The organism is Bradyrhizobium sp. HKCCYLRH3099, from assembly GCF_051167855.1.
GTDB lineage: Bacteria > Pseudomonadota > Alphaproteobacteria > Rhizobiales > Xanthobacteraceae > Bradyrhizobium.
In genome coordinates this window covers 1-12426 of the sequence record NZ_JBNPTW010000005.1, presented here as the reverse complement: position 1 = coordinate 12426, position 12426 = coordinate 1, and the positions used below count along the sequence as shown (strand labels likewise).

The window sequence follows — 12426 nt, the reverse complement described above, 5'->3', positions numbered from 1 at the left end:
CATCAGAAGATCCGGTGGCGGCGGTGAACGGTCGCGGGTTCAGTTGACGCGATGGGCTTGCGCCATCGCGACGATCACCCGGCGCGGTCCCTTGAACGGCTCGCGCGCATGCGCGGTCAGCATGTTGTCGAGCATGACGACGTCGCCGGTCTTCCAGGGAAAGACGATCTTGTGCCGGTCGAGCACGCCACGCACCGTCGCCAGCGTGTCGTCCTCGATCGGCGATCCGTCGCCATAGAAGGCATTGCGCGGCAGCTCCAAGGGATCGCCGACGATCTCGATCAGGCTGTCACGCAGCTCCGGCGCGAGGCTGGAGACATGGAAGAGATGCGCCTGGTTGAACCAGACCATGTCCCCGGTGACGGGATGCACGGCCGTTCCCTGGCAGACCTGCCGGGTCCTCAGCTCGTCGCCGTCCTTCCATTCGCAGACGATGTCGTGCGCGGCGCAATAGGCCTCGACCTCCGCCTTCGACTCGGTGCCGAACACCTGCCGCCAGTCGACATCGAGCCCGCTGCCATAGTTGCGGACATACATCACGCCCCGCTCGGCGAAGCGGTTGCGGATCGCGGCCGGCATGTCGCGGTAGATCAGCCGGCTGTCGGCAATCGGCGTCTCGCCGCCCTGCTCGGCCGCGCGCTCGCAATAGAACCAGATCTTCATCGGCCAGTCGCGCGTATAGGCCTGCTCGTTGTGCAGCGGTATGTGCTGGTGAGGCGGGTACTCCGTCGACGTATAGACGCCGGAACTGACCTGCGAGCGCGGCGTCGACCCGAACTCATAGGACAGCAAAGGATGCCCGAAGCTCGCGGCAAAACGCCGGAAACCCTCGGCGCCGTCGAGCTGGAAGTCGCGAAACAGAATGCCGCCTGACGAGGTGAGCTGGCGTTCGATCATGTCGCGGACATCTGCGATGGCCTCGATCAGCGGCTCCTGCTTGCGGCTCGCGCGCAGAACGAAGGGAAGCTCATTCTCATCTATCTTAAGTTGTCTTGCGAACATGATCTCTCCCCGTCTTCGTCATCTCGGCATCGAAGTCTGGTCGACCGGCCGGTGGGCCGGTCGTGTTGGTCGAAGCGGACGGCTCAGGCGCCCGCGAGCTGCGGCTGGGCTTGGCGCGCCAGCAGCGCGGCGAGGCGCTTCAGGACATCGGCCGGCTCGTCGTACAGGAAGAAATGACCTCCCGGCAGCATGTCCATCGCGAAGGAGGCGGCCGTCTCGGCGCGCCAGCCGGCGAGAGCATCCGGGCGCGTCTCGTCGCGATCGCCACCGAACACGTGGATCGGACATGGCAGCTGATGCCGCCGCTGGTAGACGTAGGTCCCGCACATCAGGAAATCGGCGCGCAGCACCGGCAGGGCGCCCTGCATGATCTCCCTGCTCGCGAACACCTCGCGCGGCGTGCCGTCCAGGCGCAGCAGCTCGCTGCGCAATTCATCGTCACCGAGCGGCTCGCGCCAGCGGCTGTCGTCGCGCATCGCCGGAGCCTCGGTCCCCGACACGATCAGCAGCCGCGGTCTCGGCGCGCCGAGCGCGAGCAGCCGGTGCGCGAGTTCGAAGCCGATCAGGCCGCCGAGACTGTGCCCGAACAACACGTAAGGCGATGCGAGCTTCGCGCCGATCAGTTCGGCCGCAAGCTGGTCGGCCAGAACCGAAAGATCAGTGTGCAACGGCTCGTCCATCCGCGCGCCGCGCCCGGGCAGCTCCAGCGGGACGACGTCGATCCAGGACGGAAGCAACCGCTTCCACCGCGCATAGACCGTGGCGCTGCCGCCGGCGTGAGGCAAACAGAAGAGTCGCATCGCAACAACTCCGTGGAATCAGGATTCGGCGGCGACGGAGGCGTTCTCCTGCATGAATTTGCGCAGCGACAGCGGCCGCATGTCGGTCCAGACCTGTTCGATGTGATCGAGACATTCCTTCTTGCTGCCGGTCACCCCGACTGCGGTCCAACCGTTCGGGATCTCCCTGAAGGTTGGCCAGATCGAGTATTGCTCTTCGTGATTCACGACGACGGTGAAAGTGACGTCATCCCGGTCGAAGACCATCATGTCCGACTACTCCTACTTATTCAGCGACGGCGATGAACTACGAGTAATGTAGTTGCGAATGACAGTCAAAGTGATACCGCCGATCCAAGTTTTTAATCTCTCCAAGGTGACGCTCGCGTGACGATTCAACATCAGGATGCATCTCCGGAAAACGATCACAATCCTCGACCGCGACGGCAAACGAGCTACAAACAAACCAGATGATCGCCACAGTTGGTGCAAATTCAACGAAATGAATGACCTAACTAACGAGGCCGTCGCACATCATCTGAGCGACGGCCTCACTCTTTGCGTCACGCCTTGGCGTCAGAAATTGAACGTCGTCGACACCAGATAGGTGCGCGGCGCACCGAGCGTGATCACGCCGCTATAGGCGGACGCCCAATAGGCCTTGTCGAAGACGTTCTCCACGGCCGCCCGCAGCACGATCGGCTTGCCGTTCCAGGGCGAAGTGAAGGTGTAGCGGGCGCCGATGTCGACGCGCGTCCAATCCGGCAAGGACATCGTGTTCTTCGCGTCGACATATTGTGTCGCCGTGTAGACCACACGTCCCGTCAGGGTCAGATCCCGCACGAACGGCGTGTCCCATTCGGCTCCAATATTCGCAGTCAGCTCAGGAACACCAACAGCGCGCAGGCCATCAGTGGCGCCGCCCTGAGTTTTTTCCTGCACACCGTGCGTATAGGCTACGCCGCCGAGCAGCCGGAATGCCGGCGTGACCTCGCCGAACACGTTGAACTCCGCGCCAGTGTTTCGCTGCAGGCCGTTGAGGACCTGGTCAGGCTTCGCCTGGCCAGGGACTGCGACGCTGATGATGCTGGGCCTCGAAATATCGAACGCGCTGAGCGTCGTGGTGATTCGGCCGAAGTCGACCTTGATGCCGGTCTCGACCTGCTTGGTCTGCCCCGGAGGAAACACCGTGCCGATATTGTTGAAAGTGGCGCCGGTTACGACCGCCGGCGTCTGCAGGCCCTCGATATAATTCGCATAGAGCGCGACCTGCTCGACTGGTTTGATCACCAGCGCATAGGCCGGCGTCCAGACGGACGTATCCTGGAACGGGCGACTGACCCCGGTCGGGAGGAAATTGGCAATCTCGGTCCCGGCGGTCTGCCGACGCGCACCGACCGTCAATTGGATCCTCTTGTCGAGGATGGACATGGTGTCCGAGACACCGATGCTCCACAGATTGGCGCCGACGACCTGATTGGCGGCCAGAGTGGAAGAGAATGCGGGCAGCGGGATGTTGGTCGGATCGGAATAGAGGCTCCACGGCGTCTTCTTGAAATCCGGAGTGCCGGTCACCACGCGCTGGGTATATGTCCGATCGGTGACGGAGTAGCCGACATTGATGGCATGGTTGACTGGACCAGTGTCCGCAGTGATCCGCAGTCCGGCCTCTCCGGCGTAGGTCTTGTAGGTTTCGCTTCCCGTCAATGCCGTTCCGCTCAGACTTCCATTGTTCGCGATCGTCGGCGAAATGTAACGGTAGTTGATGTTGCTGTCGTGATAGCCGAATCCCGCATACGCCGTCACGTGCTCGCCGAGATCGACCTCGCCCTTCACGGTCGAGAAGAAGTCCGTCGGCGCATAATAGGCCCACGGCATCTGGAAATTGGTGCCCGATGCCGGCGGATTGGGAATGCTGGTCGTGGTGGCCCCGATCGTGAAGAACCGCAGCGGCGGGTTCAGATTGTCCGCCTGATAGCCGATATCAGCGTCGAGCCGCACGTTCTCGCCATGATAGTCCACGGCGAGATGGGCGTTGCCGAACTCGTCAGTCTGCCGGTCCCACGGTGTGTTGCCATTGGAGTATTTGCTGCTCAGCCGCACGCCCCATTCCTTGTGCTCGCCGTAGCGGCGGCTGATGTCGACCTGCTCGCCGAATTGCGTCTTCGAAGCATAAGTCGCCGTCAACTGCGTGATGTCGGTGTCGAGCGCGTGCTTGGTGATCAGGTTGACGCTGCCGCCGACCGCGCCGCCACTCGACGCGCCGGTGCCGCCGACGGTCATGCCGTTGAGCAGTGCAGCCGGGCCTTTCAATAGCTCCACGCGCTCGATGAAATTGGCCCCGGTCGAATAGTACGGCGCGATACCGGCAAGGCCGTTCAGCGCATAGTCGCCGCTGTCGTAATAGAAACCGCGGATGTAGAGACTGTCCGCGCCGCCGCCGGCCGCCTGGATCGTGCGCACCGACGGGTCGTTGATCAGCACGTCGCGGATCGTTCGCGCCTGCTGGTTCTGCATCAGTTGCGACGTGAAGCTGGTCTGGTTGAACGGCGTGTTCATCACACCGCGATTGCCGAGCAGGCCGAGCCCGCCCCCACTGGCGACCTGGCCGCCGGCATAGGGCGACGGCGGCGCACCGATCGTGCCCGTGGAAGGCGTCACATAGGCGACCGGCGCCGTCGGCGGAAGGTTGCGCGGGGCGACGCGGCGCTGCTGGGCGGTGCGCGTCGGGGTTGCCTGCGGCCTCGGCGCGACCTGCCGCGCCCTCGGCTTCGGTGCATCGACGGTGACATCGGGAAGCTGCGTCTGAGCCAGGGCTTGCGAAATGCCGCCAATATTCAAGGTGAGCGCCAGCGAGCTCACGAGTCCCAAAGATTTCGTCAACCTAACGTCTCTCACCCGAATACGACAAACCATCCTGACACCCCGATCATTCCAAGTTCCTGCTTGGTCCGTCGGTGCTCCTAACACACAGGTATTCGAGGATGGCGTCGCGTGACGTAGAACTCGTCTAACGAGCGACAGATTTGCCGCGCGCGCGATTCTAACTAATTGTGTTTGCGGCTGGATTTTCTTCGCGCGCGTTCTTTGAAGCCTTCCAAAGAAGCGCATGTCGTGTGGATCGCTTGGAGATTTCTGCGGCGATCGCGACAAATAGCATGACGGTGGGGGGCGATGGTCTCGACGTCATCGCGCGGGCGTCGATCAACCCTTCATTGACAACTAATCACAACGTCACCTTTAAATCAACGTTTGCTTTCAATTGCGCCGCATCTTGGCCATCGATGCCGCAGAGCGGCGTGAAGTGACGGGCTTCAACGGATGAGTTCGCGCGCAGGGACACGCGCGCGGGGATCGACGACGCGGCCTGTTCCAGGCAGCTCCAGCGCATTCGACGCTGGAGATGTTGCGCTCGTCTGTATCCGCGCCGTCATGGCCGGGCTCGTCCCGGCCATCCACGTCGTACGGCATGCCGCGATGTGCGAATGATAGATGGGTGATTGATCGAAAGGCGACCGTGCGTCACGGTCAGCCGCGCAACAGCGCGGCAGCAGTCCCGTCACAGGGCACAGCTGCTGAGATCAACCTTGCGAAGGAAGCCCACGCAAGGGAAACGCGATCGCGCTCAGCGCGACTGATCGCGCCTGTCGCCCTGCACGTCATCCGGCGCGGTCTTCGCCGCGCGGCTCCAAGGCGTGCCATAGATCAGCGACAGCAGGATCGGCACCGACAGCCCGAGCCAGCACAGGCCATCCCAGAGGCCGTCGCCGAACAGGCCGAAGGCCAGCCCGGCGGTGGCGACGAGGCCGATCATCAGCGGCGCACGAAACACCTGCCAGGCGGAGAGCTGCGCGACGCGGGCCGAGGGCGGCGACGATGCTGCGGATGAACTCATGGCGACACCGTCACCGGCGAGGCCGCCGCAACCACGCCTGCCACCTTGCGCCGGCTGCTCCGCCGCTTCGCCACCCACAGATACAGACCGCTGCACAGCACGATGATGGTGATGACGTCCAGCACGGCCCAGATGATCTTCAACGGCAGCCCGCCATAGTCACCGAAATGCAGCGGCCGCGACACCTGCAGGGCGGTGAGATACCAGGCCAGTTCCGGCGCCACCATCTTGCTGCTGTCCTCCGCGTCCACCAGCACGGGCTTGAACATGCGCGCCGTGAACGGCGTCCGCCCCTTGGTCCAGACCATCAGGTGTTGCGGGCTGCCGAAACGCGTCGTGGTCGGCATGGTGATGGATGTCACCAGCCGGTCCGGAAAGGCGGTGCGGACGGCGTTGACAGCGGCCTCGATCGACTTGGCCTCGGCCAGCGGCTTGCCCTGATAGGGCGCGAGCAGCGCCGGCATGGTCTGGGCGCGCCAGAGATCGAACAGCGGCACCGCGAGCGTATTGATGGTGCCGGTCAAGCCGACCGCAAGCGCCCAGCTCACCGTGACGATGCCCAGGAGATTGTGCAGGTCGAGCCATTTCAGCCGCGCCGAGCGGTCGCGCACGGTGCCGAACTGCAGCCGCCGCATGAACGGCCAGTAGACGACGACGCCGGACACGATGGAGGCGGCGAAGACGAGCCCCATCAGACCGAGAAACAATTCTCCGGGCAGGCCGGTGAACATGTCCCGGTGAATGCGCAGGATCACGTCCATCACGTCCTGATGCGGCACCTCCTCGCCGAGGACTGCGGCCGTGCGCGCATCCACCGTGAGGCGATGAAACTGGCCGGGCACGGGGATGGCGGTCGGCGACATCGCCACCACGATCAGCGGCTCGTTCTGCTTCACGCTCACGAACAGCGCATGCTGCTCCGGAAGCTGCTGCTTGGCCGCCGCGATCAGACGATCGAGCGGCAGACGCGGCGTGTCCGCCGGCATCGCCGGCGCGGCGATCTCGTCCTCGAACAGATGCTCGATTTCGTCATGGAAGATCAGCGGCAGTCCGGTGAGGCACAACATCAGCAGAAAGACCATGCTGACCAGCGACGTCCACGTATGAACCTGAACCCACAGACGCATTGCGCTCGCACCACCCTGCTTCATTGGACGTTGCCGTCACATGAACCGACCGTCCGGCAAGAGAAGGGCTGCAGCAAACTGAATTGCTCTAAGTGTGCTGGAATTTCTTTAAAGTGGCGCGCAGATCCACCGCAAGCATCGGAACGGCAACGAGAATTTCGATCATCCGCGATCGGCCAGCGCGGCGGTCCGCGCGCCTGCCGCAGTCCGCCGCATCGAATCTCGACACCCGACGAATCATCCGATGCTGACACGGTGCGAGCCGCGGAGTCATGCGCGCGGAGACGAAATCTTTCTGCGCGATCAAGCTGATTTGGCCTGTCCAGTCCCTGCGGCGAAAAGATTCCTCTTTCGCTTTTCCGGAAAACATGTTTGATTATGGCATCCCGTCTCGAGCTGAGGGACGTACGCGCGGTCGTCACGATATGTGAGGCGGGGAGCGATGGGCATGGTGGATTGCAGCGCGGGTCGTACTCGCGCCGACGAACGATCTTCCATGCACGGTCAAGTCGCGCGGTCCTGATATCCCGATGCTGATATCAACTCATGACGAAGCCTGGCTTCGCATGGGGATGGTGGCCAGAAAGCCCGGCGCACCAGGGAGAACGCGAAGCAGCCGTTAAGCCATCGCGCAGGGAGGGCCGGGTTTCCGGCTGACCTGTGGTACCTGCCGCCTGCATTCTTGTTCGCAGGCGGGCCACGGGCCTCAGTCGAGGTCCGGCCTTCCCTGCGCCCTCACGATCTCCGAGGGCTTCACGCTGCATCACCCCGGATGGAGCGTCCGCCGCGGGATCACGCGGCCATGCGCCTTTTGACGGACGAAAGATCATGCAAGATTCGAATGCCGGCTCGTTCCATCCACGAACAGCGGCAGCCGCACGACGATGCGGGCGCCGCGCGGTGCGTCGGTGATCTCGATGCTGCCGCGATGCGCCTCGACCAGCGTACGGACCACCGCCAGCCCCAGCCCTGCTCCTCCGGTCGCGCGATTGCGCGAGCTGTCCAGCCGTGTGAACGGCTCCAGCATCGCCTTGCGCTGCGCGACCGGAATGCCCGGCCCGTCGTCGTCGACCGTGAGCACGAGATGCTCGGCATCGCTGCGCAGCGAGACATCCGCCGCATGGCCGTATTTGATCGCGTTGTCGATGATGTTGGCGATGATCCGGCGCAACGCGATGCGGTCGCCGAGCATCAGCAGCTCACGGCGATCATCGGCCGGCGCGAAGCGCACGTTCGATCGATGTGCGCGGCGATCGTCGACTTCGGCCCGCACCAGCTCGTCGAAGGCGATCAGCTCCTGCGGCAGCTCGCCGGCGCCGGCGCGCGTGGCCAGCAGCGCGTCGTCGAGCAGGCGGATCATGTCGGAGATGTCGGCCTCGGCGCGCTGCCGCTCGGCATCGTCTGGAATCTGGTCGACGCGCAGCCGCAGCCGCGTGGCAAAGGTGCGGACATCATGGGCGATGCCGCCGACCAGCACCATCCGCGCCTGCATCAGCGACGCCAACCGGTCCTGCAGCCGGCCGAATGCGGTGACCACCGCGCGGACCTCGGGCGCGTTGCGACGGACATCGGGCAGCGGCACCGGCGCCCCGGCCAGATCGACGCGGTCCACCGCTGCGGCAAGGCGTGCCAGCGGGCGCGTCTCACGCTGCATGATCACGAGCGCAAACAGCGCGACCAGCGTCCCGAACAGGCCGGCACCGAGACCGACCGGCAGTCCCCGCTGCGTCAGCATCAGCGGCGCGCGCGACTCCACCACGAGCACGTCGCCATTGTTCAGGCCGATGCGGAATTGCAGCGCATTCTGCGGCGCGCGCGACAACCGCGGAAACCACGGCCCGTCGGACTCGGTCACCGAGGCAATCGCCAGATGGCGAGCCCCCAGCGCGTCGGCATAGGCCTCACGCAGCCCCTGCCTGAGCTGCGCGTGCTCGGTTCGCGGCAGTGTGGCCGCCGCCGCGGCGTCGACCAGCCGAACGTCGAAGCGGTCCGAGGATATTGCGTCCACGACCTGCCCGCGCGCCGCCCGGGGTGTCCGCTCCATGAGCTCGGCGACCGCGGCGAGCCGCGCGGGTGGCGGCGTCGCGCCTTCGATCTCGGCGGTGCGGGCGCGGTAGAATCGCGCCAAGGTGACGATCCAGATCGCCACGAGGCTGATGAGGACGATGAGGCCGATGCGCATCGCGAGCGTCAGCCGCATCATCACGACACCGTCCGCACCATCGCCGTGAACAGATATCCGCCGTTGCGCACCGTGGTGATCAGGTTCGATCCGGGACTCGCCGCCTCGAGCTTGCGGCGCAGGCGCGAGATCAGCATGTCCACGGTGCGATCGAACGGTTCGGCGGAGCGCCCCCGCGTCCAGTCCAGGATCTGGTCGCGGCTCAGCACCCGGCGGGGCCGCTGCACGAAACAGGCGAGCAGGTCGAACTCCGCCGAGGTCAGCTGGATCGGTGCGGCCTCGGCGTCCGCGATCTCGATGCTCCGGGCGTCGACGTCGATGACGAAGCGGTCGAAGCCGAAGCGGCGGCTCGCCTCGCGCGGCGGGCTCGCCTGCGACCGCCGCAGCAGCGCGCGGACGCGCGCCAACAGCTCCCTGGGACCGAAAGGCTTGACCATGTAGTCATCGGCGCCGAGCTCCAGCCCGACGACGCGATCGATCTCGTCGCTCTTCGCCGACAGGATCAGGATCGGGATGTCGTCGCTCTGCCGCAGCCGGCGGCAGACCGACAGCCCGTCCTCTCCCGGCAGCATCAGGTCGAGGATGATCAGATCGGGCCGTTTCCGCCGCAGCACCGCGTCCATCGCGGCCGCGGTATCCGCGACCTCGATCTCGAAGCCTTCGCGGCGCACGAATTCACCGACGAGCCGGCTGATCTCCGGATCGTCCTCCACCATCAGAAGCGTGGCTGCGGGCATGCTCATGACCAGGACTGATGCCCAAAAACCCCGCCCCTTGGCAATGCCCCGGCGGCCGCTGTTACACACTGTTACCCGGCGCAGGCCAGCCGAAGCACATGAAGTTCGAGGTGTCATGCACGCCCAGGCTGTCCGGTGACCTACCGTTACATTTTGCCAATCACCAGCACGAAATAAGACTGATGGTACATCTGCGCGCGACATCGCAAGGTCAATCTCCCTCCGCAGGCGACGCGATCGCCGGCGGGACACATTGGGAGACTGACGTGAAGACAACCCTTGGCACTCTCTTGCTGGTGGCCGCCCTGTCGGCGGCCGCCGCGGCTGACGCGAATGCCTGGACCCGCAGCGGCTCGATCACCGGGCCGCGGGGGACCACCAATTTCGGGAGCTCCGGCAGCTGTGCCGGCGGCGCCTGCGGCTGGCAAGGCGGCGGCACGGGTCCCGCCGGACGCAGTTGGTCGCGGTCGGGCTCGGCGAGCTGCAGCGGTGGCAGCTGCACCGTACAGGGCCAAGGCAGCGGTCCGCGCGGCAACGCCTACAGCTATAGCCGCACGGTGACGCGCTGAAGCGAAGGCTCCAGCGCACTATCAAGCCCCTGAATTGACCCGGTCCGCTTGCGACGCGAGCGGACCGGATCGTCTTCCCGGAGGCGTGGCACGCATCGATGGCGGTGGAGATGCCCTGCCCGGCTCGCCGGCAACAGCATGGTCAGGATTGTCGAACAGGGACCTGCGCGAGGGCGAGTCGCCCGTTGTTACTGAAACGAAACCGGCAGGCTCTGGAATTTCTCGCCCGGCGGCGCGCCTTCCGGATACATGTCGAACGCGAATCGCGCGCCGACTTCGGACGCCTTGAAGTCAAAGGACGCCATTCCCGTTCCGTCGTCGTCGGTCTTGATTTCACCCAGCAGGCGGACGCATTTGAGGAAGAAGTGATAGGACGTATTGGGCTTGGCGGTCATCGCGATCTTCGCGCTCATCGCGCCATTCGCGCCCTTCGTGACCCAGATCTCTCCTCCCCTGATCCGATTGGGATCATCCTGGACCGTGCTGTTCGCGCAATCCGATGAATCCTGAGCGACGAGCGACACGGTCCTCAGATTGGGGTCGACCGGGATCGATGGCACCTCGGCCAGGGCCGGGAGACGAGACACGCAGAGAACCGTCAGTGTTCCGAAGCCAACAAGGCCATTGAACGTTCGGCTGAAACTCGAAGTGGTGCGGGGGCTATGATTGCTGATCTGTCGCATGATTCCTCCTCGGTGACATCAGGTGGAGCCGAAGCATTCGCGACGGCCCGAAACCTCGCAGACGCGAGCCCAGATATGCTCGGCTACTGCTGTCCGAATTCCGTCGAAGCCGCTCCGATCGCGGTCAATGGCGTTCCGATCGCGGCATTGCCGGCGATTCGGTTGTTCCCATAGGAGAGCGTTCCGCCGTTATTGACGTTGCTGTTGAACTTGATGTCGGTATTGGCGAAGCGCGCCGTTCCGACGTTGTTGATCGCCGTCCCGTTTCCGCTGACCACGCTGTTGTCGACGTCGACTTCGGAGCCCGAGACGATGTTCACGCCCACCTGGCTGTTGCCGGAGGAGACCGAGCGGTTGATGATGGCCTTCACCCCTGCGCCGAACTCAAACCCGACACTGGAGTTCTCCACGCGGACATCGTCGATGACCACGTCGATCCGCGTCTGGCCGCTGCTCGGTGTGACGAAAATGCCCTTCTGCCCGTTGTCACGAATCGTCGAGCGCGAGACGAACAGCTTTCCGCCGCCGGACCGTTCGTCGGAAACGCCGCGCCCGGTGCCGCCGAAATTGCCGTCGATCAAGCAATCCTCGATGAAGACGGCGCTGCCCGCTGACGCCGCGCCGATGATGCGGATGCCGTTGAGGCCGGTGTCGAATCCGTTCAGATTCAGGTTGCGCAGACGAACCGTCTTCCTCGCATCCGTGATCGCATCGAAATTGATGATGATGCCGTTCGTTCCGGCATTCAGGACGGACGCGAAGATCTCATGACAGTCGATCGTGATGGATTTTGTGATCGTCACGGCGCCGAAACCACCGGGATCGATGCAGTTGATTTCTCCGAGCGCCGCGGTCTTGGAGATCGCCCCCGCGAAGGTCTTGCAGGGTGCCGTTCGGCTGCACGGATTGGCATCATCTCCGACGCCGGAGACCCAGGTTCTCGAGGCCTGCGCCCAAACCGGGACGGCGGACCCCAGATAGACCGCGAAGACAGCGGCAAGCAAAACCAGAAGAGCAAGCTTCCTCATGTGTACGGCTCCCTATCGGCCCGAGGGCTCACAACCATAAATATCAATGACGAACTCTCAAACGCACAGAGTTAGTCACAGGCGGCGTCGGACGGTTCAAGGTTTTGTTGCTGAATTCGGCGACTTGAGGCGAGCTCGCCGGTGACCTCGTCCACGCCAGCCATCGACGGTCTGGGCGCTACGCATCCGCGTTCATTCGGCAGCCGAGACCCCAGCCGGAGATCTCCGGGCGCGTTCGATGACGCGCCCCGACGTCGTCGCGGACGCGCAAGCGTGAGGATCAGGTTTCGGTGAGAGCTGAATCGCGCTGCAATGCGCAATGTCGAGCCGAACAGGCGCGGTCGCCACACGCCCAAACGACAACGCCGCGCTGATTTGATCAGCGCGGCGTTGTTGTTTTGGGTTGTGAAGAGGAAAGATGTCC

The 12426-nt window shown here is 64.2% G+C and carries 14 protein-coding genes; 1 reads left to right on the top strand and 13 read right to left on the bottom strand.

All coding sequences use genetic code 11. The features are described 5' to 3' along the window. Positions 1-39: 39 nt before the first annotated feature. From ACQR1Y_RS12825 to ACQR1Y_RS12780, 10 genes are all read right to left on the bottom strand, one after another. Positions 40-1002 carry a TauD/TfdA family dioxygenase gene (locus ACQR1Y_RS12825; protein WP_434857758.1) on the bottom strand — a complete coding sequence of 321 codons (963 nt, stop codon included), beginning with the start codon at positions 1000-1002 and terminating at the stop codon, positions 40-42. An 83-nt stretch (positions 1003-1085) separates the two neighbouring features. After that, positions 1086-1802: a thioesterase II family protein gene (locus ACQR1Y_RS12820; protein WP_434876686.1), complete on the bottom strand. Its 717-nt coding sequence runs from the start codon at positions 1800-1802 to the stop codon at positions 1086-1088. A gap of 18 nt (positions 1803-1820) precedes the next feature. Then, positions 1821-2051: an MbtH family protein gene (locus ACQR1Y_RS12815; RefSeq protein WP_434876685.1), complete on the bottom strand. Its 231-nt coding sequence runs from the start codon at positions 2049-2051 to the stop codon at positions 1821-1823. A gap of 306 nt (positions 2052-2357) precedes the next feature. After that, positions 2358-4697: a TonB-dependent siderophore receptor gene (locus tag ACQR1Y_RS12810; RefSeq protein WP_434876901.1), complete on the bottom strand. Its 2340-nt coding sequence runs from the start codon at positions 4695-4697 to the stop codon at positions 2358-2360. Between the two features lie 310 nt (positions 4698-5007). Continuing rightward, on the bottom strand, positions 5008-5172 hold the full coding sequence (locus ACQR1Y_RS12805) for a hypothetical protein (RefSeq protein ID WP_434876684.1): 165 nt from the start codon (positions 5170-5172) through the stop codon (positions 5008-5010). 234 nt (positions 5173-5406) lie between these two features. Then, positions 5407-5676, bottom strand: a complete 270-nt coding sequence (locus ACQR1Y_RS12800; protein ID WP_434857762.1) for a hypothetical protein — start codon at positions 5674-5676, stop codon at positions 5407-5409. Then, a complete protein-coding gene (locus tag ACQR1Y_RS12795) occupies positions 5673-6803 on the bottom strand; it encodes a PepSY-associated TM helix domain-containing protein (RefSeq protein ID WP_434857763.1) in 1131 nt (376 codons plus the stop codon). Before ACQR1Y_RS12795 ends, ACQR1Y_RS12800 begins: the two co-directional genes overlap by 4 nt. 88 nt (positions 6804-6891) lie before the next feature. Beyond that, positions 6892-7173 (bottom strand): hypothetical protein, encoded by a 282-nt coding sequence (locus ACQR1Y_RS12790; RefSeq protein WP_434876683.1) that lies wholly within the window; start codon positions 7171-7173, stop codon positions 6892-6894. 456 nt (positions 7174-7629) lie between these two features. Further along, complete coding sequence (locus tag ACQR1Y_RS12785; RefSeq protein ID WP_434876682.1) at positions 7630-9006, bottom strand: ATP-binding protein; 1377 nt, start codon at positions 9004-9006, stop codon at positions 7630-7632. Continuing rightward, positions 9006-9728, bottom strand: coding sequence for a response regulator (locus ACQR1Y_RS12780; RefSeq protein WP_434876681.1), 723 nt, complete (start codon positions 9726-9728; stop codon positions 9006-9008). Before ACQR1Y_RS12780 ends, ACQR1Y_RS12785 begins: the two co-directional genes overlap by 1 nt. 260 nt (positions 9729-9988) lie before the next feature. Here ACQR1Y_RS12780 and ACQR1Y_RS12775 point away from each other — a divergent pair, with 260 nt between their 5' ends. After that, positions 9989-10291 carry a hypothetical protein gene (locus ACQR1Y_RS12775; RefSeq protein ID WP_434876680.1) on the top strand — a complete coding sequence of 101 codons (303 nt, stop codon included), beginning with the start codon at positions 9989-9991 and terminating at the stop codon, positions 10289-10291. 188 nt (positions 10292-10479) lie between these two features. Here the strand turns inward: ACQR1Y_RS12775 and ACQR1Y_RS12770 are convergent, their stop codons facing one another. The 3 genes from ACQR1Y_RS12770 to ACQR1Y_RS12760 form a co-directional block, all read right to left on the bottom strand. Further along, positions 10480-10974, bottom strand: a complete 495-nt coding sequence (locus ACQR1Y_RS12770; protein WP_434876679.1) for a hypothetical protein — start codon at positions 10972-10974, stop codon at positions 10480-10482. 83 nt (positions 10975-11057) lie between these two features. Continuing rightward, a complete protein-coding gene (locus tag ACQR1Y_RS12765; RefSeq protein ID WP_434876678.1) occupies positions 11058-12002 on the bottom strand; it encodes a right-handed parallel beta-helix repeat-containing protein in 945 nt (314 codons plus the stop codon). Between the two features lie 71 nt (positions 12003-12073). Beyond that, positions 12074-12426, bottom strand: a 353-nt coding sequence (locus tag ACQR1Y_RS12760) for a hypothetical protein (protein WP_434894306.1), incomplete at its 5' end; no start/stop codon positions are given.